Source organism: Brevundimonas sp. Leaf280 (assembly GCF_001422455.1).
GTDB lineage: Bacteria > Pseudomonadota > Alphaproteobacteria > Caulobacterales > Caulobacteraceae > Brevundimonas.
This window is the reverse complement of sequence record NZ_LMNC01000006.1, coordinates 81282-105288: the sequence shown is the minus strand read 5'-3', so window position 1 is coordinate 105288 and position 24007 is coordinate 81282. Positions and strand designations below refer to the sequence as shown.

The following is a 24007-nucleotide window of genomic DNA, read 5'->3' as shown; positions in this document are numbered from 1 at the left end:
TCTGACAAAGATTTCACGTGATCACAGGAGGTCAACGGCTCAGGTTGAGCGCCTCAAGTTGAACAGCTCCCGATCGCCATGCCCGCCGCCCTCGTCGCCGCCCTTTCGCTCGCCGCCCTCTCCCAGCCTACGCCGCTGGAAACCGCCGTCATGGCGGCCGACGCGAAACTTTTCGCCGTCTTCTTCGAAGGCTGCGACCCGGCTGGGCTTCGGGCCATGCTGACCGACGATTTCGAGTTTTTCGACGACCGCGGCGGACGCGTGGCCACCGACGCCGACGGCTTTGTCGCGCAATACGCCGTGCGCTGTCAGGACCGTAGCGCGCCCGACGCCTGGCGGTCCCGGCGCGAGGCTGTGCGGGACGGTCTGGCCGTCTATCCCATCAACAACTACGGCGCGGTCGAAACGGGCGAGCACGTCTTCTACGAACGCCAGGGCGACGGACCCGAAACCCGCGTCGGACGCGCCCGCTTCACGCAGATGTGGAAACAGGAGGGAGCCGAGTGGAAGCTGGCGCGGGTCTTCAGCTACGACCATTCCGCCCTGCCCTGACAGCAAAGAGGCCCCGGAGCGAACTCCGGGGCCTTCTCGATTCTTCAGGCGGTTCGCGGGATTAGCGAGCGGCCTGGAAGGTTTCGACTGAGGCGGTGACGCGCTCGTTGATCGGCTTGATGCTGTCCTTGACCGTGGCGGTGACGATCTCGTTCGTCTTGGTCAGCTCGGCGACATAGCGCTCCATCGACTTCTTGGCCCAGGCGGTCTGGAGCTCGAAGAACTCCTGCACCGAACGGGCGGTCGACAGTTCCTTGGAGGCGGCGACGCCGTCTTCCCACGAGGACTTGGCGAAACCCAGCGCCTGTTGCGACAGGGCCTCGGCGCCCTTCTGAGCGACGGTGACCGACTCGACCATGGCTTCCAGGGTCTTCTTGCTGTGCGCATTCAGCTCGGCCATCGAGGCCGTCGACTTGTCGATGCCTTCACGGAAGGCCTGAGTGCCAGCGGCTTGCATGGTTTCGGCTTGCGCCTTGACCTTGGCGGCGGCCGAAGTCGCAGCGGCGGTGGCTTGGTCGGCGGTTTTCTTCACGGTTTCAGCGGCGTCGGCCATGATCGTCTCTCAGATAAAAGGCCCTTGGGGACGGACCTGAGGGCGGAAATAATGACGCGAGAGGATCTCGCAGACCCGCAATATGCTGCATGTGCGAAGGTTTTTCAAGCTTTTTGTGCAATGCACAATATGATCGGCGATAACCTTGATCGGTCGGTCAAATTTGCGTTGACGCGCGGTTAACCACCACGAAACCCGCGCTTCCTATGCTAGCTGTCTGTTCGTGACGGCCGGGGGGCCTGTCGCACCCTGCTCACCGAGGGGTTGTCCCGCCCATGATCGCTTTTCTCCGCCGTGGCCTGTTCGCCGTCCTCGCGCTTTCGCTGGTTCTGGGCGCGAACGTCAGGCCGATCGAGGCCCAGACCGCCTACTCGGCCCAGGAGAACAGCCGCTACGCCGCCATCGTGATCGACGCCGCCACGGGCGAGGTCCTGTTCGCGCGCAACGCCGACAGCCGTCGCTATCCAGCGTCCTTGACCAAGATGATGACGCTGTATCTGACGTTCGAGGCGCTGTCTCAGGGCAAGGCCAATGTGAACGACGTGCTGACAATCTCGCCGCGCGCCGCGTCCCAGCCGCCATCGAAACTGGGCCTGGCTGCAGGCCAGACCATCACCCTGGACAACGCCATGCGCGCCACCGCCGTGCGGTCCGCCAACGACATGGCCCTGGCCATTGGCGAGCACATCGGCGGATCGGAAGCCCGCTTCACCAATATGATGACGCAGAAGGCCGCGCAGCTGGGCATGACCCAGACACGCTACTACACCGCAAACGGCCTGCCGGACGCACGTCAGGTGACCTCCGCACGCGACCAGGCCATTCTGGCGCGCGCGATCATGCGCGACTTCCCTCAATACTACAGTTATTTCGGCCTTCACGACTGGGCCTACAACGGCCGCAACTATCGCAACACCAACGGCCTGCTGCCGACCGGGCGCGGCTATGACGGGATGAAGACCGGCTACACTAACGCCTCGGGCTACAACCTCGCCGCCTCGGCCGTGCGTGACGGACGACGCCTGATCACCGTGGTCCTGGGCGGCCGTTCGACAGCCAGCCGCAACGCCCACGTCGCCGAGCTGATGGACACCGGGTTCGAGGTCGAGCGCCGCCGCGCCCAGGGCGAGCGGATCCAGGTGGCGCAGACCTTCTTCGAGCAGCGCGGGTTCGGCGTCGGGTCGGCAATCGCCGACGCCCCGATCGCCTATGCTTCGCTCAATGACGACGAGGACGGCGTCGGCGCGGAATCCACCGCTGTCGCCTATACGGCCGCACCGGCGCCCGCCGCCCTGCCGACCCGCGTCGCCCCTGCCCCGTCAGAGCGCGCAGCCAGCCAGCGGGCCGCCGCGACGCTGCCGCCCATTGGTTCGGCACCGGCCGCCTCTGCCCCTCCCCGTGCACCCCGCAATGTCACCGCTTCGCTGAACGGCGCGCCGGCCAATGCTGCTGTCGCGCCGTCTACCACGCCCCGTCGCTCGGCGTCGTCCGCAACGCGGGAACCCGCCCGAGCCGCACCCAGAACGCCGGCCGGTCGCTGGGCAGTGCAGGTCGGCGCCTTCCGCGAGGAAAAGGTGGCGACCGACTGGCTGACCGAGGTCAACCGCCGCTTCCGCGATCAGTTCGCCACCGCCGAACGCAACGTCCAGACCGCCGGCGACTGGTATCGCTCGCGCTTTGTCGGCTTGACCGAAACCGGGGCAAAGTCCGCCTGCGAGGCGCTGGCCGCGCGTCGCGTGACCTGCATGGTCATCGGCCCAGACTGAGACCAAAGCCGCGAGAACAAATGTTCTTGCTTTGTTCCAATTGATGTCGCATCGTCCTTCCCATGGAAACCGCCAAGGGAAGAGGCGCGCGCTCGAATGTCAGCGGCCGCTACGAGCCTGAGCAGCATCAGGCGTTCGATGACGGCTGGACGCAAGACGACGCCGAGGCCGCGCCACTGCGCACAACCCTCACCCCTGAACACGCCCGCACCATCATTGCCCGGAACGACAGCCCGGACATCGGATTCGACCGCTCCATCAACCCGTACAAAGGTTGCGAACATGGCTGCATCTACTGTTACGCCCGTCCGTCCCATGCCTGGATGGGCCTATCCCCGGGCCTGGATTTCGAGAGCCGGATCTTCTTCAAGCCCCAGGCCGCAAGTCTGCTGGAACAGGCGTTCCTCGCACCCCGATACCGGTGCAAACGCATCCACATAGGCGGCAACACCGACCCCTATCAGCCGGTGGAGCGCGATCTGAAATCGACGCGCTCGATCCTGGAGGTCATGCAAAGATTCAGGCATCCGTTCAGCATCATCACCAAGTCGGTGTTGATCGCGCGCGATGCCGACATTCTGGGCCCGATGGGCAAGGCGGGGCTGGCCTCGGCCTTCGTCTCCATCACCACCCTGGATCGTGGGCTGGCGCGGGCGATGGAGCCGCGCACCTCGACTCCCGCCAAGCGGCTGGAGGCGATCAGCCGCCTGGCGGACTCCGGTTGTCCTGTCGGAGTCGGTTTCGCCCCCGTCATTCCCGGTCTGAACGACCACGAACTGGAAGCCATATTGGAAGCCGCCGCCAAGGCCGGGGCGACGCGGGCCATGTATGTCACCCTGCGTCTGCCGCTTGAGATCAAGGATCTGTTTCGGGAATGGCTGGCCGACGCCCGCCCGGATCGCGCCGCGCGCGTCATGTCCCTGATCCGCCAGACACGCGGGGGCAAGGATTATGATGCCGACTGGTCTCAGCGGATGAAGGGAACAGGCCCTGTCGCCGAACTGATCGGAACCCGGTTCAAGGCCGCCGTCAAACGCTACGGCCTCGACACGCCGCATCGTTTGCTGGACGAAACTCAGTTCCGCGTGCCCGCAGACGCCCGGCCTCAGCTGGAGTTGTTCGGCTAATCGTCCGCCGCCGAAGGATCGATGGCGCGCGTGACCAGATCGCGCCAGGTCGGATCGGTGTCATCGACCAGATCGACATCCTCCATCAGGGCCACCGCGCCCTCCCCGTCCGACAGGATCAGACCCAGGATTTCCATCTCCTCGCCATCGGCGCCGAGATGGCTTTCGGCCTGAACCGCCACCGCCGCCTGTTCGCCGTCCTCTTCCCACCAGATGACCGGCTGGGGCAGGTCCATGACGATGGGACGCGGATCGTCGGTTTCGCCCAAGGCGAACACCGCACGTCTGGCCTGAACGTCATCCAGCGTCGCCACGGCCCCCGTGAACGGCTTTAGCCGCATCCAGTCGTCGGCGTCGAAGCCGCCGCCGTCTTCTTCGCTCGTGTCGTCCAAGGTCATCGTTTGAAAATCCCCACCAGTTCGACGTGCGACGACCACAGGAACTGATCCACAGGCGTCACTGCCTCCAGCCGGAAACCGGCATCGATCAACACCCGCGCATCACGCGCAAAGGTCTGAGGATTGCACGACACACCCACGACGACGCCGGCCTTGGTGTCCGCGATCTGAGCCGTCTGGTCGATCGCGCCGGCCCGCGGCGGATCGAACACGATGGCGTCGCATCCCTTCAGGTCATAGGGATTCATTGGCCGACGAAACAGATCGCGCGCCTCGGCCGTGATGGCCTTCATCCCTTTGGCAGACCCGACGGCGGCCTTCAGCGCATCGATGCCCGGCTTGGATGCGTCCGCTGCGATCACCGGCGCGACCGTGGCCAACGGGAAGGTGAAAGTCCCCGCGCCGCAGAATAGATCGGCGATCTTCTTGGCGCCCTTCACCGCCGTCAGCGCGCGAGAAACCATCGCCGCCTCGGCCTGAGGGACCGCCTGCAGGAAACCGCCCGCCGGCAGGGACACGGTCGCAGGACCGAACGCCACCTTGGGCTGGCGCGCCATCACCAGGGTGTCGCCCGCCAGGCTGAGGCGCGCCAGATCGGCCCGGTGCGCCGCCTGGATGGCCTTCATCTGGGCGTCAGCCGACAGGCCGCCGCCCGAGCGCCTTTCGACCCCGGTCACGTCAACGTCCAGCCCCGACAGGGTCCAGGTGACGTGCAGGGTCGGCGCCGATTTCGGATGTTCGAAAAACGCAACCGCGACCTGGGTCAGCGCCGGAATGGCCGCCACGATCCGGGGATCGGCGACCGGACAGGTCTTCACTTCGACCAGCCGCCAGGAGCGGCGCGCCTTGAAACCCAGCACCACCCGTCCATCCTGGGTGCGACGGGCATGAAGAGCCAGGCGGCGACGGCTGGCCGGCGGGGTCGCCACCGTCGCCTCGATCTCGGTCTCGATCCGCTCGCGCGCCAAGGCCAGACGCACCTGTTCTCGTTTCCATTCCAGATACGGCCCCTCGGACCAATGCTGGAGCGAGCAGCCGCCACAGTCACCATACTGTGGCGAGACCGGTGCGATCCGGTCAGGGCTGGGCGTGATGATCTCGACCTCTTCCAACCGACCGTCCACGACGACGCCGCGCACCGTTTCGCCGGGCAAGGTCAGGCCGGCGAACACCGGGCCGGATGGCGTCTGGGCGACGCCGTCGCCTTGGCCGCCGACGCGGTCGATGGTGAGGATATCCATCGGCGGGCTTCTAGCCGCAGGTCTCCCTTCGCTCAAGCCGCAGGGCCATCGCGGCAGGTTCGCTGAACATGAACGAAGATGAACAAACCGATCAATTGCCGTTCAGCTTCGCCGTCGTAAATCCTAGTGCAACGAGACACGAGGCTTTGCCGTTAACGTTTGACGGAAAACCGTTCGGTCCTCAGAGGGTTGGAAAATGCGTCTCACGAAAACATCGATCGCCGCCGTCGCCGCCCTGGCGTTCGGCGTCACGGCCGCCCCGCTCACGGCGTCGGCCCAGAACTATTACGGCAGCGGCTATAGCCAGAACTACGGCACGGGCGCCTACAGCCGCTCGTACGATTACAACAGCGGCCGCTATTACGATCCTTGCGCGCGTGAGCGCCAAGGCCGCACCGGTGCCGGCGCGGTGATCGGAGGCGGCGCGGGCGCCGTCATCGGCTCGCAATTGGCCGCACGCGGCCGACGCACGGAAGGCAGCATCCTGGGCGGCGTGCTCGGCGCTGTCGTCGGGTCTCAGGTGGGTCGCTCCAGCTCGGACGCCTGCCGCAGCTATCAGAGCAGCTATGACTCGAACGGCTACTACGCCCAGGGCTACAGCCAACCGAGCTACGGCTATTACGACGATCGTTACACCGGCGACCAAGGCTATCGCTACGACGACTACGACCGTCGCGACGACTATGCCTACAGCCGTGGCGGCTACTACGACGACCGCTCGCGCCCGGTCGACGCCTATCAGAATTCGGACGGATGCCGCCTGGCTGAAAGCCAGATCCGTCTGCCCGATGGTCGCACGGACACCCGCTACGTCCGCACCTGCCCCGACCAGTACGGCCGCTATCGCGTCGTCGATTAATTTTCAGCCCCCCTGTCGATCGACGACGTGACGGAGCCGCCGGAGGAGTAATCCTCCGGCGGTTTCTCTTTGTTTGTGGGGTCTATCGGCCTTTGGCCTACTTGAGCCCGTTGTTGGGGCTGTCGGCCGTTCGGCCACTTGAGCCCGTTTAGGGGTTACGGCCCTAGCTCGGCTTCTTGGCCCACAGCAGGAACTCGACGTTGCCGTCGCCGCCGGTGATCGGGCTTTCGGTTACCGCCTGAACCGTCCAACCCAGCGCTTCCAGCCAGTCGCGTACGCGCTCCACGGCGGCAGCATGCGCCGCTGCATCCTTGATCACGCCCTTCTTGCCGCCGCCCGGGCCATCGGCCTCGAACTGCGGCTTGACCAGGGTGACCAAATCCGCGCCAGGCGTCGCCAGATCGAGTGCGACCGGAAGCACTTTGATCAGGCTGATGAAACTGGCGTCGCAGACGACCAACGATGGCGGCTGCGGGATCAGATCGGGCGTCAGGTCGCGCGCATCGATGCGCTCCAGATTGACGACGCGGGGATCGGACGACACCCGTGCGTGCATCTGGCCGAAGCCGACGTCCACGGCGAACACCCCGGCCGCGCCGCGGGTTAGCAAAACCTCGGTAAAGCCGCCGGTCGATGCCCCGACATCCAGCGCCACCCTGCCCTCGACGATGACGGGCCACAGGGTCAGGGCGTGGTCCAGCTTGAGCGCGCCACGCCCGACCCAAGGGTGGGCGGGTTGCGCCTCCAGCGCGATGTCGTCCGCGAACTGTTCGGACGCCTTCCGCACGATCACGCCGTCGGCCAAAACCAGCCCCACCTCGATCGCGGCGCGGGCTTGCGAGCGGCTGTCGAACAGGCCGCGCGCAACCAGAAGCTGATCAATCCGCGTCTTCACGGCCGTGCTTTCATCGGGGCGTCAAAGCGACGCCAGACGCGCCAGCGCCGCCTGTAGCTTGATCTTGCCCGCCTCGGCCTCGGCCAACTTGGCGCGCTGTTCGTCGACGACTTCCGGCGCGGCGCGAGACACGAAGTTAGGATTGCCCAGCTTTTTGTTCACATGGCCGATGTCGCTGTCTAAGGCGGCGATTTCCTTCTCCAGACGGGCCCGTTCGGCGGTCAGATCGATGATGCCCGCCAAGGACAAGGCGATCGTCGAGCCACCGGACACGAAGGTCACGGCCCCCGTCGGCGCCGCGTCAGCCGAACCGACCTCGGACACCCGGCCCAGGGTCAGAATCAGATCGCGATGGCGGGCGATCAGCTCAGCCGTCACGGCGTCGGGCGCGACAAAGGCCAGCGGCGGCTTGGCCGACGGCGGCACGTTCATTTCGGCGCGCAGACCGCGAATCTCACCGACCAGATCGACCAGCCAGCCGATCTCGGCCTCGGCCGAGGCGTCGATGAAGGCGTCCGGCAGAACCGGCCACTCGGCGCCCATCAACAAGCCGTCGCGCGCCGGGCCCTCCTTGCCCAGTTCGGCCCACAGTTCCTCGGTGATGAAGGGCATGACCGGATGGAGCAGCTTGAGCGTCTGATCCAGCGTCCAGGCGGTCATCGCCCGCGTCTCGGTCTTTGCGGCCTCGTCCGATCCTTGGAAGACAGGCTTGGCCAGTTCCAGATACCAGTCGCAGAACACATTCCAGACGAAGCGATAAAGGCCGCCCGCCGCATCGTCGAACCGCCCGCCCTCGATGGCCTCGGACACGGCGCGCTCGGCCTTGGTCAGTTCGCCGCGGATCCAGCGGTTGATCGTCTGCTCGACGGTCGCTGGGTCGAAGCCCTCGACGCGGCGCGCCTCGTTCATCTGGCTGAAGCGCGCGGCGTTCCACAGCTTGGTGCCGAAGTTGCGATAACCCTCGATCCGCTGCTTCGACAGTTTGATGTCCCGCGTACCCGACAGGATCGCCATGGTGAAGCGCAAGGGATCGGCGCCCAGCTCGTCGATGATGCCCAGGGGGTCGATGACGTTCCCCTTGGACTTGCTCATCTTCTGGCCCTTCTCGTCGCGGACCAGACCGTTGATGATGACCCGCTTGAAGGGGACTTCGCCCATGAAGTGCTGCCCCATCATCATCATCCGGGCGACCCAGAAGAAGATGATGTCCGCCGCCGTGACCAGGTCGCTGGTCGGATAGAACCGCTCCAGATCCTCGGTCTTCTCGGGCCAACCCATGGTCGAGAAGGGCCACAGGGCCGAGGAGAACCAGGTATCCAGAACGTCCTCGTCCTGGGTCAGGGCGACCTCGGAATCATAGTCCGCCATCGCCTGCTCGCGGGCGTCCTCTGCCGTTTCGGCGACATAGATTTCGCCGTTCGGGCCATACCAGGCCGGAATGCGGTGCCCCCACCACAGCTGGCGCGAGATGCACCAAGGCTCGATGTTGCGCAGCCATTCGAAATAGATCTTCTCGTAGGACTTGGGCTCGAACACAGTATCGCCCTGCTCCACCGCCTTCAGCGCGGGCTGGGCCAGGACCTTGGCGTCGACGTACCACTGGTCCGTCAGCCACGGCTCGATCACCACGCCAGAGCGGTCGCCGTGCGGCACGACGTGTTTGGTCTTCTCGATCTCGCGCAGCCAGCCCTCTTCCTCGGCGCGGGCGACGATGGCCTTGCGCGCGGCGAAGCGGTCGAGGCCCGCGAAATCCGGGAAGCTCTCGACCAAACGCAAAATCTCGAAGTCTTCTGTTGTCCGCCCCTCGGCGTCGACGCCCTTGTAGGCTGCGTCAAAGTTCAGGATCCGACCGAATGCGTCCATTACGTTAATGGCCGGCAGGCCCGCCCGCTTTCCGACTTGGAAGTCGTTGAAGTCGTGCGCCGGCGTGATCTTCACCGCGCCCGAGCCCTTGGTCGGGTCGGCGTATTCGTCGGCGACAATCGGGATACGGCGCCCGGTGATCGGGAGGATAACCGATTTGCCGACGATGGCTGCGTAACGCTCGTCATTCGGATGCACGGCCACGCCGGTATCGCCCAGCATCGTCTCAGGCCGCGTCGTGGCGACGACGATGAAGCTTCGCGTCTCCCACTCCGTCGCATTGCCTTCGTCGTCGAAGGTCACCGGGTGTTCGTATGTTTCCTCGTCCGCCAGCGGATAAGCGAAATGCCAGTAGGCGCCGTCCACCTCGCGCTGCTCGACCTCCAGGTCAGAGATGGCGGTCTGAAAGTGCGGGTCCCAGTTCACCAGCCGCTTGTCGCGATAGATCAGGCCTTCCTTATGCAGTTGCACGAAGACCTTGCGGACGGCGGCGTTTAGCCCCTCGTCCAGGGTGAACCGCTCGCGCGACCAGTCGCACGATGCGCCGAGGCGGCGCAGCTGACGCACGATGGTCCCGCCGCTTTCGGCCTTCCACTCCCAGATTTTTTCGATGAAGGCGTCGCGGCCCATGTCGCGACGCCCCACATTGCCGGCGGCGGCCAGTTGACGCTCGACCACCATCTGGGTGGCGATGCCGGCGTGGTCCGTGCCCGGCAGCCACAGCACCGCCTTGCCCTTCATCCGGTGATAGCGGGCCAGGATGTCCTGCAGCGTATTGTTCAGCGCATGGCCGATATGCAGGCTGCCGGTCACGTTGGGCGGCGGAATGACGATCGAATAGGCCTCGGCGGCGCCGTCGGTGCGGGGCGCGAACAAGCCGCTCTCTTCCCACTGGGCGTAAAGGCGGGGCTCGGCGGCCTGGGGTTCGAAGGTCTTCTCAAGCATCGGAATAGGTCTTTTGCAAAATGCGAAAGGGCGGCCCCTTCAGGAGCCGCCCCTCGGATTAGTCTGGGCTGAAGCGAAGGGCTAGGCGCTGCGCGCGATGCGTTCGACTTCCTTTTGTACCGCCGCCTGGACAATGCCGGGCAGGTTGTTGTCCAGCCAGTCCTTCAAAAGCGGGCGCAGCATCTCGGCGACCATGGCCTCGACCGTGTTGCCGCTGACGAAGGGCAGGTCGCCCGAGGCCGACGGAGCCGGCTCAGGCTTCTTGAAGCTGGCGGCCAGGCCCGCAAAGGCCGAGGCCGCGCTGGCGGCGGCGCTGTCACCGACCAGGGTGTCATAGGCCGGGGCCGGCTCGGGAGCCGATTCGTAAGCCGGCGCGGGTTCCGGTTCGGGCTGATAGGGCGCGGGCGAATGCTCGACCACGTCCAGATCGCCGATGGTCTCGGCCGGCACCTCATAGCGGTCGGTCAATTCCAGCACGTCGTCTTCGACGGCGGCGGGTTCAGGCGTCGGCTCGACCGGGGCGGCGAAGATGGTTTCGGCCGCGATCGGCTCGGGAACCGGCTCAGGCGTGGCTTCCGGCATCGCGGCGGCCGGCGTTTCGGCCGGGGCCTCGTCTTCGGAGATGATCCGGCGAATCGACGCCAGAATCTCTTCCATGGTCGGTTCCTGGGCGGACTGATCGGTCATGGCGCAACCTTGGGCGAGGCCTGGGTAGAAGGGGTGGGCGCCGAACGATGGATCGCTCGAAACCTGTGCCTTGTCGTCGCATCTTCGCCCGTCGGAATCAACGGGCGGTTTCCGTCCGTATTCGACGCGGTCAGTTCCGCGGCGCCGTGCGCACGACCTCGCCCTTGAGCTGAGCGTCGATCGGCGCGTCGGCGGTGTCCGGCGTGATCACGATCGGCGGCGAGGCCACGCGGTCCAGCGTCTCGATCACGCCGTCCCACGGCAGGCCGCCGCGTCCCTTGACCTGGTCGTAGTTCGCAGCCGGATCATAGGCCTCGATCGTCGGGTTCAGCGCCGGGCCTTCCAACTGGCCCATGGCGGCCAGCAGCGAGGCGCGGGCGACATATTCCGCGGCGCGGGCGCTGGCGACTGAAGTTTGGGCGTTCCGCAGCGCCAGTTCCTGATTCAGCACGTCCAGCGTGGTGCGCAGGCCGACCTGGGCTTCCTGGCGCACGCCTTCGGCCGCGACCGATGCGGCGCGAACCGCTTCTGTGCCGGCGGCGACCGTGGCGCGGGTCGACAGCACTTGGGCGTAGGCCGAGCTGACGTTCTGAAGCACGGTGCGGCGCTCGCCCTCGATGCCGATCTGGGCCGCGTTGGCGCGCTCCAAAGCCTGGGCGACACGCGAGCGATTCAGACCGCCGGTGAAGAGCGGCACGGACAGGGTGGCGCCGGCGGTGAAGCTGCGGCGATCGGCCAGTTCGCCCAGGTCGCCCAGATCATTGGTCGATCCGCCATAGGAGGCGGTAGCGCGCACCGACGGCAGATATTCCGAACGGGCGGCGGCGACGGCGGCCTCGGCGCTTTGCAGTTGATAGGTCGCAGCAAGGACAGCAGGGTTGCGCTGCAAGGCCGTCTCGATGGCGACGTCGAAGTCGCCGGGAACCTCCGGCAGAACCGGCGCAGCTTCCAGATCGGCCGGCGACTGGCCGACGACGGCGGCATAGGCGGCGCGCGACGTGGACAACTGGGCCTGGGCGTTCGCCAGGTCGGCTTCGGACTGCGCTTGCGAGGCTTCGGCTTGAGCCACGTCGGTGCGGGTGATCTCGCCGACCTCAAAACGCGCGCTGGTTTCTTCCAGCTGACGTTGCAGCACCGTCAGGTTCTCCTGGCGGATACGCAGAATTTCCATGTCGCGGGTGACGTTCACATAGGCCTGGATCACCGACAGCATGACCGACTGTTCGATCTCACGCAGGTTCTCACGACCGGCCAGGACGCTGGCGCGCGCCTGATCAATGGCGCGCGAGGTGCGACCGGCGGTCCAGACGTTCTGGCTGACGCTGACGCCGACATTGGCGCCTTCGGTTTCAGACGACGAGGTCGTGACCTGGGTATCGGGTATGCCGTCGCCGTTCGTATCGACGAACTGGGTCACGGCGGGGAAGTCGCTGCGGGTGTAGTCCACACCGGCCGAGGCGCCGATGGTAGGGCGCAGGCCCGACCGCGCCTGGACCACCGTCTCGTCCAGCGCACGCTGATTGGCGCGCTGGGCCAGCAGGTTGGGATTGGTCCGATAGGCCAGGGCGATCGCGTCCTGAAGCGTTTCGGCCCAGGCCGGCGCGCCCAGACCGGTCATCACGGCGACCACAGCGGCCGAAGCCAGCACACGCGAGCGTTTCAACATTGTCCGTCCTTGCGTGACGCTCCGAAGAACGCCCGAATGTTATCTCAAGCGTAACTGCGGCCTGACCGAACCACACGCCAGTTAAGTTTTCTTCACGGTTGCGAGCGGGATTTCCGTCGCAACCGCGCGTCTCTTGGTCTTACAGCGCGAAAGTGGGGGCCGGCGTCAGCTCGGCAAGGACCGCAGGCGACGAATCGAACAGTTCTCGGCGCGACAGGCCTTCGCGCGTCTGAACATACAGGGCCGCCTTGCCGATGGCGCCGCGACGTTCGACCACGACGATCCGGCCGCCGGGACGCAGGGCCGCGCCCCACGATTCGGGCAGGCTCTCGACGCCGCCTTCGGAAATGATCAGATCCCATCCTTCGCCGGTCGGCTGAGCCAAGGGCGCGACGACCGTGGTCACGCCCGCTTCGGACAGGGCCTCGCCGACCACGGCGAAAACGGCGTCGTCCGACTCCTGAGCCGTAACACTGACACCCATACGGGCCAGCAGGGCGGCGGCATAGGGCGCGGCGATCGCCAGGGCCTTCTCGCCTTCGCGTGCATCGGCCGCTTGCAGCAGCTTGGCGACGTCGCGCGCCGGCATCAGGCGGCGCTCGCCAACGATCACCACCGATTCTTCGGAATAGGCGGCGAAGGCGCGATCAGGCGCGCAGAACTTTTCACGCGGCACGGCCATCATGACCAGGTGAATCGCGCGATCCGTCACGTCGTTCACCCGCACCTGCGAGTCGACCATGGCCTTGCGCTCTGCGGTGAAATCCATCTGTAGGCAGCCTTCAACGATAATCCGGGAGGAAAACTCGCGCGCTTATAGGTCCGTGCGTTGCAGCGGACAATCCGATCTGATAGCGAACGCCCCTCGCGATGACCGCTCCCGAGAAATCGGGGACAAAAAGCGGCCTGATGGCGGAGTGGTGACGCAGAGGACTGCAAATCCTTGCACCCGGGTTCGATTCCCGGTCAGGCCTCCATCGCGACGATACGGACGAAGGCCGCCCCGAGGGGCGGCCTTCGCGTTTTCAGCTTCCAGTGAGCGCCGTCGTCGTCAGGTGATGAAGCGCAACCGCACTGGTCGCCGCGACATTCAGCGAATCGAACCCGCCCGCCATGGCGATGCCGATCGGCCGGCAACGGTCGATCAAATCCTTGGGCAGCCCCGGCCCTTCCGACCCCAGCATCAGAGCGACCGGTCCGGCGCGCCTGTAGTCCGAAAGCCGCTCGGTCGCCGAAGGCGTCAGCGCCAAGACCTCGACGCCGGCCCGCTGCAGGGCCTCGATAATGTCTGTCGCGCCGGCCACGACGAACGGCGTGCGCAGCACCGCGCCGACCGAAACGCGAATCGCCTTGCGGTAAAAGGGGTCGCAGCAGGTCGGATCAAGCAGCACCGCCTTAGCGCCGAACGCGGCGGCGTTCCTGAACAAGCCGCCCACATTGTCGTGGTTGCCGATCCCGCTAGCCACGAGGAACACGTCCTGCGGCCCGATATCCGCCAGCACTTTGTCCAGTGACAGCGGCTCGGGCTTTTGGCCCAAGGCCAGAATGCCCCGATGCAGTTCGAATCCCGCGATCCGGTCCAGCACGGCTTGGCTCGCAACATAGACGGGCGTCGCGGACGGCAGAGACGTGATGACATCGCCCAAGGCCGCAACGCGCTTTTCCGCCAGCAGCAGCGACAAGGGCTGACAGCGCGACGCCATCGACGCCAGTCCACGCACCACCACCTCCCCTTCCGCGATGAAGAGCCCCTGACGCCCCGTCAGATCGCGCTCGCGGATATCACGATAGGCCGCAACACGCGGGTCGTTGGGATCGTCGATAAATATCGTTTCGATTGGCTCGTTTTCCCATTGCAAGATCGGAACGGCCGCTGCTATACGCCCGCCTCCCGAGCAGATGTTCCGCAGTAGCTCAGTGGTAGAGCAGCCGACTGTTAATCGGCTGGTCGTAGGTTCGAATCCTACCTGCGGAGCCACTCGGGGTAAAGACTGAGGCCAGACAAGGCGTTAGGTCGAATACTTTCCAGATGATCTGATCTTTTCGAACGACGTCCGAGCTATTGGGCGCAGGTTGTCCCTCGCTGTGGTGTCGCTTTGACGCACCCCGCCCCTGTCCGTAGATCAAAGCGAACCTTGGCCAACCTTGAGCGTTGGCAAAGCTATCCCTCACGATCCAGGAGAGACGCCCCGCCTCGATGTCCATCAGCTTCCTACTTGTCGTCATCCTGGTCCTGCCATTCCTGGGTGCCATCGTCGCGTCCGGCTTGCCGCGTCATGCACGCACCTCGGCCGCCATCCTATCCTGGGTCGTGGCCTTGGTCAGCCTGGGGTGTCTGGCTGCGCTATGGCCGATGTTCCAGGACGGGGAGACGCTGCGCTACGAAATCCCGTGGCTGCCGTCGCTGGGCGTCAATCTGGTGCTGCGACTGGATGGACTGTCGTGGCTGTTCAGCGCCCTGATCCTGGGGATCGGCGCCTTGGTCGTGCTGTATGCCCGCTACTACATGTCGCCGAAGGATCCGGTCCCGCGCTTCTTCTCATTCCTGCTGGCCTTCATGGGGGCGATGCAGGGCGTGGTGCTGTCGGGCAATCTGATCCAGCTCGTGGTCTTCTGGGAGCTGACCAGCCTCTTTTCCTTCCTGCTGATCGGCTATTGGCACCAGAACCCGGCGGCGCGCGAAGGCTCGCGCATGGCCCTGACGGTCACGGCCACGGGCGGGATCGCCCTGCTGGTCGGCATGATCCTGATCGGGCGGATCGTCGGCAGCTACGACCTCGATGTCGTCCTGGCGTCGCGAGAGGCGATCCAGACCAGCCCGCTGTACCTGCCCGCGCTGATCCTTCTGCTGCTCGGCGCGATGACCAAGAGCGCGCAGTTCCCGTTCCACTTCTGGCTGCCCCGCGCCATGGCCGCGCCGACGCCGGTCAGCGCCTATCTGCACTCCGCGACCATGGTGAAGGCGGGTATCTTCCTGCTGATCCGCTTCTGGCCCGTCCTGGCGGGGTCCGAGAGCTGGTATCTGATCGTCGGCGGCATGGGTCTGGCGACGCTGCTGCTCGGCGCATGGTGCGCCATCTTCCAGCATGATCTCAAAGGCCTGCTGGCCTATTCGACGATCAGCCATCTGGGCCTGATCGTGCTGCTGCTGGGATTGGGCAGTCCGTTGGCCTGTATCGCGGCCATCTTCCACACGGTGAACCACGCCACCTTCAAGGCGTCGCTCTTCATGGCCGCCGGCATCATCGATCACGAGGCCGGCACGCGGGATATGCGCAAGCTGAGCGGTCTGTTCCGTTTCATGCCCTTCACGGCGACCCTGGCCATGGTGGCCGCAGCCGCGATGGCGGGCGTGCCCCTGTTGAACGGCTTCCTGTCCAAGGAAATGTTCCTGGCCGAGGCGGTGGCCAGCGCCCATACGCACGGCCTGAACATGCTGCTGCCCGCCCTCGCCACCTTGGCCAGCGCCTTCAGCGTTCTGTATTCATTGCGGTTCATCCACGCGACATTCTTCGGCCCGCCGCCGACAGAGCTGGATCGCATCCCGCACGAGCCGCCCGCCTGGATGCGCCGCCCCGTGGAGGTGCTGGTCGCCCTGTGCCTGGTCGTCGGCATTTTCCCGGCTGTAACGGTGGGGCCGTTTCTGAAGAGCGCCGCCGTTTCGGTGCTGGGCTTTGACCTGCCCTATTACAGCCTGGCCCTGTGGCACGGATTCAACGTGCCGCTGGTGCTGAGCCTCATCGCGCTCGCGGGCGGCGTGGGTCTCTATGTCGTCTTCGGCAAACGCATCAACGCCAACCCGCGCGGCGGACCGTGGGGCTGGAAGCGTCTGAACGGCGGCTGGTTGTTCGAGCGAACCATGACCGGCCTGTTCAAGGGGTCTGAGGCGATGGTTCGCCTGTTCGGGGCGACACAACAACAGCCACAGCTGAGGGCCATCGTCTTGGTCGCCCTGCTGGCAGGCGGGCTGGCGGCGATCGGCGCCGGATTGGTGATCCGCCCGATCATGCCGACATTGACCCTGTCCAACTGGGCCTTCGCCGGTCTGTGGCTGGTCGGCGCCAGTTGTGCAATCGCGGCGGCATGGCAGGCGAAATATCACCGACTGGCCGCCGTGGTTCTGATGGGCGGCGCAGGTCTGGCCAGCTGCCTGTCCTTCGTCTGGCTGTCGGCGCCGGATCTGGCCGTGACCCAGTTGCTGGTCGAGGTCGTGACCACCGTTCTGCTGCTGCTGGGTCTGCGTTGGCTGCCGAAGCGGCTCGAGACCATTCGCCTGCCACAGGCCATGGAGAAGCGGTCTCGCCGCCGTCGCCGCATCGACCTGATCATCGCCGCCGCCGTCGGCGCGTCCCTGGCGGCCATATCCTACGCCGTCATGACGCGTCCATCGATCGAGGGGATTTCGCGCTTCTTCGTCGAGCACGCCTACAAGGACGCGGGCGGGCGCAACATCGTCAACGTCATCCTGGTCGACTTCCGCGCCTTCGACACCTTCGGCGAGATTACGGTTCTGGGCATTGTCGGCCTGACGATCTTCGCCCTGCTGCGCCGCTTCCGTCCCGCCGACGACACCCTGTCCAATCCCAGCCAGCAGAGCGTGCAGGATGCCTCAGACCGCGATCATGAGACGCGATCGGAGGGCGACACGCTGAAGGAGACCATGCTGATCCCCCGCGTGGTGATGCGCTGGATATTCCCCTTCATCATCCTGCTCGCGGTTCACCTGTTCCTGCGCGGGCATGATCTGCCGGGCGGCGGTTTCGCAGCGGGCGTGGCCCTGTCGATCGCCTTCATCCTGCAATATATGGCCTCGGGCGCCCGGTGGGTCGAAGAGCGGCTGGCGATCCGGCCCATCTTCTGGATCGGCGCCGGCCTGGTGATCGCCGCCCTCAGCGGGATCGGATCGTGGCTGTTTGGCTATCCCTTCCTGACGTCCTGGTTCCAGTATGCCGATCTGCCGATCCTGGGCCGCGTGCCCTTGGCCAGCGCCGTGCTGTTCGACTTGGGTGTGGTCGTTTTGGTCGTGGGCGCCACGGTCCTGACCCTCGTCGCCTTGGCGCACCAGTCGCTGCGCAGACCCAAGCAAAGAAACGCCGAAGAAGGAGAGCCGTCATGATGGAGCTGGTTCTCGCCCTCGCCATCGGCGTGCTGTCGGCCTCCGGTGTCTGGCTGCTGCTGCGCCCGCGCACCTTCCAGGTGATCATGGGGCTGTCGCTGCTGTCCTATGCGGTCAACATCTTCATCTTCGCCATGGGACGGCTGAGGTCGGGCGTGCCGCCCGTGCTGGCGGGCGAGGTCTCCGACCCCGCGCGCTACACCGACCCCACGCCGCAGGCTCTGGTCCTGACCGCGATCGTCATCAGCTTCGCCCTGACCGCGCTGTTCCTGGTCGTCATTCTGGCGGCGCGCGGCATCACCGGCAGCGACCATGTCGATGGCAAGGAGCCGGACGCATGATCGACTGGAACGCCCATCTGATCATCGGCCCCATCGTCCTGCCGATGATCATCGCCTCCGCCATGCTGCTGCTGGACGAGCGTCGCCGAACGCTGAAGGCGGCGCTCAGCTTGAGCGCTATGGCCGCCATTCTGGTCATGGCCCTGGTTCTGCTGCACGAGAGCGCAAACGGCGCGGTGGGCGGCGGCGATACTGCGCGGGTCTATCGCCTGGGATCATGGGCTGCGCCCTACGGTATCGTCCTGGTGGCCGACCGGCTGTCGACGATGATGGTGGCGCTGACCAGCGTTCTGGGCGGATGCGCCCTGATCTTCGCCCTGGCGCGATGGGACCGGGCGGGGCCGCGCTTCCACGCCCTGTTCCTGCTTCTGATCGTGGGCGTGAACGGCGCCCTGCTGACCGGCGACCTGTTCAACCTGTTCGTCTTTTTCGAGATCATGCTGGCCGCCTCGTACGGACTGGCCCTGCATGGGTCGGGCGAGGCGCGTGTGCGGGCAGGCGTGATCTATATCGCCGTCAATCTGACCGCGTCCTTGCTGTTCCTGATCGGCGTCAGCCTGATCTACGGGGTGACCGGCACGCTGAACATGGCGGATGTTGCAACGCGGGTTGCGACCATCTCAGCGGATGACCTGGGACTGTCTCATATCGGAGCGGCGGTGCTGGGTACGGCCTTTCTGATCAAGTGCGCCATGTGGCCCTTGGGCTTCTGGCTGACCCCGACCTATTCGGCAGCCAGCGCGCCGGCGGCGGCGGTCTTCGCCATCCTGTCCAAGGTCGGGGTCTATGTGGTCATCCGCCTCAGTCTGCTGCTGTTCGGCGCCGACGCGGGCGCCTCCGCCGGATTTGGCCTGACCTGGCTGTTTGTCGGCGGACTGGCGACCATAGCGTTCGGCACGTTCGGCCTGATCGCCTCTCGCGATCTATCGCGCGCCGCCGGGTTCGGTGTGATGATTTCCTCCGGCACCGTCCTAGCCAGCTTGGGCGTCGGCGATGCAGCGACCCTCAGCGGCGCGCTCTTTTACCTGATTGGCTCAACTCTGGCCTGCGCAGCCCTGTTTCTGCTGGCCGAGATCCTCCAGCGAGGGCGAGAATCCGATGTCGGAGAGGCGCGCGCTGTTTTCGATGACGAATATCGTGATCCGTTCGACGACGAAGAGCGCAACGAGCCGGGCCTGGTCATTCCGGCGGCCGTCGCGGCCCTGGGCGGGGCCTTTCTGATCTGCACCCTGATGGTTGCCGGCCTGCCGCCTTTGGCCGGCTTCGTCGGGAAACTTTCTATGATCAGCGCCTTGGTCGGCGTTGGCGATGCGGCGGCCTGGACGCTGGTAGCCGTACTTTCCGTGTCCAGCCTCGGCGCCTTGATCGGCCTGACGCGCCTGGGCGTCGGCGCTATCTGGACGCGCGACGAGGATGCGCCGGCTTTCGTGGTGGGTGCGGCCGAGCTGACGGCGGTCGCAGCCCTGCTTGGCGCCTGCGTGTTCCTGGCAATCTTCGCTGGCTCCGCCCTAATCTACACCGACCACACGGCGGCCTGGCTGGCTGACCCGCAAGGCTACATCCACGCGGTGCTGGGCGGGGGCGGGCGATGAGACGCATCCTCCCCTACCCCATCCTGTCACTAGGCCTGTTCCTCGCCTCGATCCTGCTCAGCGCCTCGGTCGCGCCGCCGTCTCTGGCGCTCGCAGTGCTGCTGGCCCTTCTGGCGCCGATCATCATGTTGGCGCTGGGCGTGGATCGCGTGCGGGTGAAGGCGCCGATAGCTATAATTCGCCTCGCCATCGACGTCATCGGCGACATCGTGCGCTCCAACTGGGCGGTGTCGCACATCATTCTGGGGCGGCGACGGCATGAGCGCACATCCGGCTTCATCCATATCCCGCTGGATCTGCGCGACCGATATGGCCTGGCGGTCCTGGCCATCATCATCACCTCGACGCCCGGCACCCTGTGGGTCGAGTATGAGTCCGCCACCGGCCGTCTGCTGCTGCACGTGCTGGATCTCGTGGATGAAGAGACCTGGGTGCGGCTGATCAAGGATCGCTACGAGCGCCGGCTGATGGAGATTTTCGAATGACGGCGGCGGTGCTGACCTGGGGTCTGGGTCTGGCCCAGCTGATGCTGATCTGCGCCATGGGATTGGCGGCATGGCGGATCATTCACGGTCCGCGCGCCCAGGATCGCGTCCTGGGCATGGACACCCTTTATCTCAACGGCATGCTGCTGGTGGTGGTGTTCGGCATCCGCACCAACAGCCAGCTTTATTTCGAGGCCGCCCTGGTGATCGGCATGTTGGGCTTCGCCGCCACCGTGGCCCTGGCCAAGTTCCTGATGCGCGGCGAGGTGATTGAATGACCCAAGCTGACGTTCCCGCATGCGCCGCCATCATAGTCGTCGCCCTGGCCGTCATCGGCTCGGCCCTTTCGCTACTGGGCGCGGTTGGGCTGGTTCGGCTGAAGACCTTCTATGAGCGCGTCCATGCCCCGACGCTTGGCGCCACGCTGGGCATGGCGCTGGTCCTGCTGGCGTCGATCGTCTGGTTCACGACCGTCGAGCGGCGTTTCATGCCGCGCGAAATCCTGATCGGCCTGTTCCTGACGGTCACGACGCCGGTCACCCTGATCCTGCTCGCCCGCGCCGCCCTGTTCCGTGATCGCACCGACAGGGTCAAAGACACGCCGAGGAAGGGCTGATCGACCGGCAAAAAAGAAGCCCGGCGGGGGCGCCGGGCTGCAAGCAGGTTCGGTGATGGTGTCCCTGAGGACGGCCCATTCCTTAACCGAAATGGTTTCCAGATCGTTAAGCGCCTTCAGTCCGGCAGCCAGGTCGTCTGACGCCCAGATGGCTCGACAGGCCAAGTGATCCGCCAACCCGCCCCCACCCGCTCGACGACGAAGCTCCCAGCCGCGCCCGCTCCCGGATAGTCGAAGCGCTTTCCATTCACGGTGATCGTCGCGGTGCCCGACTGTCCGATAACCGCCCGCCAGCGGCCGCGCCCGATCGCCGTCGGCGCCATATCTGCGCCGTTGATATTGACCGAGGGAGCCGCTCCATTCGTCCGGCCTGAAGCCATCAGAGTCGCACCGTCCGAATCCACCGCATCCAGCCCCTCGCTGCCATTGAGCCGAACCGTCGGCTGGCCTGCTGCAATCAGGGCGACGGGACCGGCCCCGCCCTGGATCACCACCAGGGTCTCCGGCGAGACGGCGGCGTCCTCGCCCACCTGCACCTCAGGCGTGAAGCGCACATCGCCGCTCAAAGGCGGCAGTCGCAGTTCGAACCGCCCCGCGCCGTCCGCCGTCGTCGCCACGGCCGCAGTATCCTGCGCACGCAGCACGACGCGCGCATTGGGCCCCGCCCCGCCGCGCAGCACCAGGACGCCGCCGTCGCGCATCACGCCATCAATCTGGGGCGGGCGAACCCAGGGCGAGGCCTCGTCGGCCCCCGTCGGCCCCGCCACGCCGCCCTGCTGATCGGAACAGGCTGCGGCAGCTAGGGCCGCGACACACGCGACCATCATCCGACGTTTCATCCTGCGCCTCTACGATATAGGACTGGCGACCCAGCGGCTTGAGCCTGTGTTAGCTTGAGCGCTGTCGGTTTGGCCATGGCCAGGCCGCCTATTCGTTTTCTTCGAGGCTCCATGTCCCTGCCCCCCGTTTCGTTCCTGCCGTTCGACGGCTCTTCCGTCTGCCTGTTCTGCGGCGCCTCCGAGACCGCCGATCCCTCCTATACCGAGGCGGCCTACGCCTTCGGCAAGGCGGCGGCCGAGGCCGGCTGGCGGCTGGTCTATGGCGGCGGCGGCGTGGGTCTGATGGGAGCCTCCGCGCGTGGCGCGCATGAGGCGGGCGGCCGGGTCGTCGGCATCATGCCGGCCTTTCTGCGCAGCCGCGAACGCCTGTTCGACGAGGTCGAAACGGTCGTCGTCACTTCGATGCACGAGCGTAAGCAGCTTATGTACGACCAGTCCGACGCCTTCGTGGTCGCGCCCGGCGGCATCGGCACCCTCGAAGAGGTTGTGGAGCTGCTGTCCTGGAAGCGTCTGGACCTGCACCACAAGCCGGTCGTGTTCCTGAACCTGAACGGGTTCTGGAACGGGTTCTTCGACCTGATGAAGCACAGCGTCGCAGAAGGAATGACGCCCCCGTCGTTTTTGGACGCCTGGACCGTCGCCGAAACTGTCGAAGAGGCGATGGCGCAGGTTCAGGCCGGCGGCGATGCGCCGCAACTGAAACATGATCATCGATAAGTGATCATCGCTCATAATCCGCTGCGCGCGCCTTGACAGTTTTTATCAAAAACTGACATGGGAGCGCAGCGGCATGACGCCGTTCTTCATTTCGGAGAGTTTTCGATGCGCGCTCTGCTGATCGCCGCCGCCCTGTTCGCCGCCGCCCCTGCGGTCGCCCAAGCCCCCGCCGCCACCAGCCTGACGCTGGCCGACGCCGCCAAGGCGCCCGCACGCGCCACCATCATCGACGGCGCTCGTTGGTCCTGCGAAGGCGCGACCTGCACCGCTGCAGGCGGCACGGAACAGCCCGCAACGCGCGCCTGCCGTCGCGTGGTTCAGAAGTTCGGTCCCGTGACCGCCTTCTCGTACAAGGGCGTCGCCCTGAGCGCCGACGAACTGGCTGTCTGCAACGCCTAGAATGCGTGAGGCGGCTTAGGCCGCCTCGCCTCTCAGACGCCGCTGGATGGTTTCGCGACCGATCAGCGGCGCCATGGCCGCCATGTCCGGCCCGTGCTGCTGTCCCGTCAGCGCCAGACGCAGCGGCATGAACAGCGCCTTACCCTTCGCGCCCGTCTCGGCCTTGACGGCCGAGGTCCACGCGGACCAGGCGTTCTCGTCGATCACTTCCGGCAGCAGACGCAGCGCTGTTTCAATGAAGGTCGCATCTTCGATCACCGGTTGGATCGGACCACGGACGATCTGCGCCATGTCCGCGACGTCGGCGAACTTCGTCAGATTGCCCCGAACCGTATTCCAGAAGGTTTCACCCAGATCGGCGCCGAGAGCCTGAAGACGCGGCTGCGCCGTCCCATAGTCCATGACGTGCAGCGCCTGGGCGTTCAGCCGGTCCAGATCGGCCGTATCGTAACGCGCCGGCGAACGGCCCATCTTGGAGAAGGCGAAGCTCTGACCCAGAGCCTCGACCGAGGCGCCGACTTCCAGCGGATCAGACGTCCCGATCCGGCCGAGGTGGCTGGTGATCGCGATCGGCTCATAGCCTTGGTCGCGCATGTCGCTGATCGACAGCGATCCGAGACGCTTGGACAAGGCGGCGCCGTCGGCGCCGACCAGCAACGGCATGTGGGCGAACCCCGGAACCGTCGCGCCCAGCGCTTCGAAGATTTCGATCTGCGCGCCGGTGTTGGTGACGTGATCCTCGCCCCGGATGATGTGCGTGATGGCCATGTCTATGTCATCGACCACCGACGGCAGGGTGTAGAGGAACAGACCGTCCTCGCGGATCAGCACCGGGTCCGACATCGAGGCGGTGTCCACCTCCGCATGACCGCGCGCCAGGTCTTCCCAGGCGACGCGCTTGCCGTCCAGTTTGAAGCGCCAATGGGGGCGGCGCCCTTCGGCTTCGTAAGCGGCCTTCTGCTCTTCGGTCAGTTCCAGCGCCGCGCGGTCATAGATCGGCGGCAGGCCGCGCGACAGTTGCACCTTGCGCCGACGGTCCAGCTCGTCAGCGGTCTCATAGGCGGGATAAAGCCGCCCCGACGCCTTCAGCCTGGCGGCCGCTTCTTCGTAGCGATCGAACCGCTTGGACTGGTTGTAACGCTCGTCCCACGGCATCCCCAGCCAGGTCAGGTCGTCTTCGATCCCCTGTTCGAACTCGGGCGTGGAGCGCGCCAAGTCGGTGTCGTCGATGCGCAGAACGAACGATCCACCCTGCCCCTTGGCGAACATCCAATTCACCAAAGCGGTACGGACATTGCCGACGTGCAGCTTACCCGTGGGCGACGGGGCGAAACGAACCTTGACGGACAT

Annotated in this window: 23 protein-coding genes and 2 tRNA genes; 14 read left to right on the top strand and 11 right to left on the bottom strand. The window is 65.8% G+C overall.

Going from position 1 to position 24007, the window contains the following annotated elements:
• Nucleotides 1-78 precede the first annotated feature (78 nt).
• Nucleotides 79-552, top strand: coding sequence for a nuclear transport factor 2 family protein (locus ASF31_RS11555; protein WP_055754786.1), 474 nt, complete (start codon nucleotides 79-81; stop codon nucleotides 550-552).
• A 61-nt stretch (nucleotides 553-613) separates the two neighbouring features.
• On the opposite strand, the gene ASF31_RS11550 is transcribed toward ASF31_RS11555, so the two are convergent.
• On the bottom strand, nucleotides 614-1105 hold the full coding sequence (locus ASF31_RS11550; RefSeq protein ID WP_082465129.1) for a phasin family protein: 492 nt from the start codon (nucleotides 1103-1105) through the stop codon (nucleotides 614-616).
• 275 nt (nucleotides 1106-1380) lie between these two features.
• On the opposite strand from ASF31_RS11550, the gene ASF31_RS11545 reads away from it, so the two are divergent.
• Nucleotides 1381-2871 carry a D-alanyl-D-alanine carboxypeptidase family protein gene (locus tag ASF31_RS11545; protein WP_055754785.1) on the top strand — a complete coding sequence of 497 codons (1491 nt, stop codon included), beginning with the start codon at nucleotides 1381-1383 and terminating at the stop codon, nucleotides 2869-2871.
• A 62-nt stretch (nucleotides 2872-2933) separates the two neighbouring features.
• Nucleotides 2934-3998 carry a PA0069 family radical SAM protein gene (locus tag ASF31_RS11540; RefSeq protein WP_055754784.1) on the top strand — a complete coding sequence of 355 codons (1065 nt, stop codon included), beginning with the start codon at nucleotides 2934-2936 and terminating at the stop codon, nucleotides 3996-3998.
• On the opposite strand, the gene ASF31_RS11535 is transcribed toward ASF31_RS11540, so the two are convergent.
• Both ASF31_RS11535 and ASF31_RS11530 read right to left on the bottom strand, forming a co-directional pair.
• The gene (locus ASF31_RS11535) at nucleotides 3995-4396 is read right to left on the bottom strand and encodes a hypothetical protein (RefSeq protein WP_055754783.1); all 402 of its coding nucleotides are present in this window, start codon (nucleotides 4394-4396) and stop codon (nucleotides 3995-3997) included. The genes ASF31_RS11540 and ASF31_RS11535 overlap by 4 nt on opposite strands.
• A complete protein-coding gene (locus ASF31_RS11530; RefSeq protein WP_055754782.1) occupies nucleotides 4393-5637 on the bottom strand; it encodes a class I SAM-dependent RNA methyltransferase in 1245 nt (414 codons plus the stop codon). The genes ASF31_RS11535 and ASF31_RS11530 overlap by 4 nt, the downstream gene beginning before the upstream one ends.
• Nucleotides 5638-5833: 196 nt before the next feature.
• Between ASF31_RS11530 and ASF31_RS11525 the strand changes: the two genes are divergently transcribed.
• Nucleotides 5834-6496, top strand: coding sequence for a glycine zipper 2TM domain-containing protein (locus ASF31_RS11525; RefSeq protein WP_055754781.1), 663 nt, complete (start codon nucleotides 5834-5836; stop codon nucleotides 6494-6496).
• A 163-nt stretch (nucleotides 6497-6659) separates the two neighbouring features.
• Here the strand turns inward: ASF31_RS11525 and ASF31_RS11520 are convergent, their stop codons facing one another.
• The 5 genes from ASF31_RS11520 to ASF31_RS11500 all read right to left on the bottom strand — a co-directional run bounded on the left by ASF31_RS11520 (nucleotide 6660) and on the right by ASF31_RS11500 (nucleotide 13321).
• Nucleotides 6660-7391, bottom strand: coding sequence for a TlyA family RNA methyltransferase (locus ASF31_RS11520; protein WP_055754780.1), 732 nt, complete (start codon nucleotides 7389-7391; stop codon nucleotides 6660-6662).
• Between the two features lie 21 nt (nucleotides 7392-7412).
• Entirely contained in the window at nucleotides 7413-10199 is a 2787-nt protein-coding gene (locus tag ASF31_RS11515; RefSeq protein ID WP_055754779.1) for a valine--tRNA ligase, read from the bottom strand.
• Between the two features lie 81 nt (nucleotides 10200-10280).
• Nucleotides 10281-10886 (bottom strand): DUF2497 domain-containing protein, encoded by a 606-nt coding sequence (locus ASF31_RS11510; RefSeq protein WP_055754778.1) that lies wholly within the window; start codon nucleotides 10884-10886, stop codon nucleotides 10281-10283.
• Between the two features lie 130 nt (nucleotides 10887-11016).
• Nucleotides 11017-12552, bottom strand: coding sequence for a TolC family outer membrane protein (locus ASF31_RS11505; protein WP_055754777.1), 1536 nt, complete (start codon nucleotides 12550-12552; stop codon nucleotides 11017-11019).
• Between the two features lie 139 nt (nucleotides 12553-12691).
• On the bottom strand, nucleotides 12692-13321 hold the full coding sequence (locus ASF31_RS11500) for a protein-L-isoaspartate O-methyltransferase (RefSeq protein WP_055754776.1): 630 nt from the start codon (nucleotides 13319-13321) through the stop codon (nucleotides 12692-12694).
• Between the two features lie 134 nt (nucleotides 13322-13455).
• On the opposite strand from ASF31_RS11500, the gene ASF31_RS11495 reads away from it, so the two are divergent.
• A tRNA-Cys gene (locus tag ASF31_RS11495) sits at nucleotides 13456-13529 on the top strand.
• A 48-nt stretch (nucleotides 13530-13577) separates the two neighbouring features.
• Here ASF31_RS11495 and ASF31_RS11490 read toward each other — a convergent pair.
• Nucleotides 13578-14411 (bottom strand): RNA methyltransferase, encoded by an 834-nt coding sequence (locus tag ASF31_RS11490; protein ID WP_082465128.1) that lies wholly within the window; start codon nucleotides 14409-14411, stop codon nucleotides 13578-13580.
• 44 nt (nucleotides 14412-14455) lie between these two features.
• On the opposite strand from ASF31_RS11490, the gene ASF31_RS11485 reads away from it, so the two are divergent.
• The 7 genes from ASF31_RS11485 (at nucleotide 14456) to mnhG (ending at nucleotide 20702) form a co-directional block, all read left to right on the top strand.
• Nucleotides 14456-14530: transfer RNA gene (locus ASF31_RS11485), tRNA-Asn, on the top strand.
• Nucleotides 14531-14749: 219 nt separating this feature from the next.
• A complete protein-coding gene (locus ASF31_RS11480; protein WP_055754775.1) occupies nucleotides 14750-17668 on the top strand; it encodes a monovalent cation/H+ antiporter subunit A in 2919 nt (972 codons plus the stop codon).
• Nucleotides 17668-18009: a Na+/H+ antiporter subunit C gene (locus tag ASF31_RS11475; protein ID WP_055754915.1), complete on the top strand. Its 342-nt coding sequence runs from the start codon at nucleotides 17668-17670 to the stop codon at nucleotides 18007-18009. Before ASF31_RS11480 ends, ASF31_RS11475 begins: the two co-directional genes overlap by 1 nt.
• Nucleotides 18006-19601: a monovalent cation/H+ antiporter subunit D gene (locus ASF31_RS11470; RefSeq protein ID WP_055754774.1), complete on the top strand. Its 1596-nt coding sequence runs from the start codon at nucleotides 18006-18008 to the stop codon at nucleotides 19599-19601. Before ASF31_RS11475 ends, ASF31_RS11470 begins: the two co-directional genes overlap by 4 nt.
• Nucleotides 19598-20086 carry a Na+/H+ antiporter subunit E gene (locus ASF31_RS11465; protein ID WP_055754773.1) on the top strand — a complete coding sequence of 163 codons (489 nt, stop codon included), beginning with the start codon at nucleotides 19598-19600 and terminating at the stop codon, nucleotides 20084-20086. The genes ASF31_RS11470 and ASF31_RS11465 overlap by 4 nt, the downstream gene beginning before the upstream one ends.
• A complete protein-coding gene (locus tag ASF31_RS11460; protein ID WP_045810222.1) occupies nucleotides 20083-20364 on the top strand; it encodes a K+/H+ antiporter subunit F in 282 nt (93 codons plus the stop codon). Before ASF31_RS11465 ends, ASF31_RS11460 begins: the two co-directional genes overlap by 4 nt.
• Entirely contained in the window at nucleotides 20361-20702 is a 342-nt protein-coding gene (gene mnhG, locus ASF31_RS11455; protein WP_055754772.1) for a monovalent cation/H(+) antiporter subunit G, read from the top strand. The genes ASF31_RS11460 and mnhG overlap by 4 nt, the downstream gene beginning before the upstream one ends.
• A gap of 116 nt (nucleotides 20703-20818) precedes the next feature.
• Here the strand turns inward: mnhG and ASF31_RS11450 are convergent, their stop codons facing one another.
• Nucleotides 20819-21541 carry a hypothetical protein gene (locus tag ASF31_RS11450; protein WP_200918629.1) on the bottom strand — a complete coding sequence of 241 codons (723 nt, stop codon included), beginning with the start codon at nucleotides 21539-21541 and terminating at the stop codon, nucleotides 20819-20821.
• A gap of 111 nt (nucleotides 21542-21652) precedes the next feature.
• Here ASF31_RS11450 and ASF31_RS11445 point away from each other — a divergent pair, with 111 nt between their 5' ends.
• Together ASF31_RS11445 and ASF31_RS11440 are read left to right on the top strand one after the other, a co-directional pair.
• Entirely contained in the window at nucleotides 21653-22258 is a 606-nt protein-coding gene (locus ASF31_RS11445) for a TIGR00730 family Rossman fold protein (protein WP_039246470.1), read from the top strand.
• 105 nt (nucleotides 22259-22363) lie between these two features.
• Nucleotides 22364-22657: a hypothetical protein gene (locus ASF31_RS11440; protein WP_017504618.1), complete on the top strand. Its 294-nt coding sequence runs from the start codon at nucleotides 22364-22366 to the stop codon at nucleotides 22655-22657.
• 15 nt (nucleotides 22658-22672) lie between these two features.
• Here the strand turns inward: ASF31_RS11440 and gltX are convergent, their stop codons facing one another.
• The gene (gene gltX, locus ASF31_RS11435; RefSeq protein ID WP_055754770.1) at nucleotides 22673-24007 is read right to left on the bottom strand and encodes a glutamate--tRNA ligase; all 1335 of its coding nucleotides are present in this window, start codon (nucleotides 24005-24007) and stop codon (nucleotides 22673-22675) included.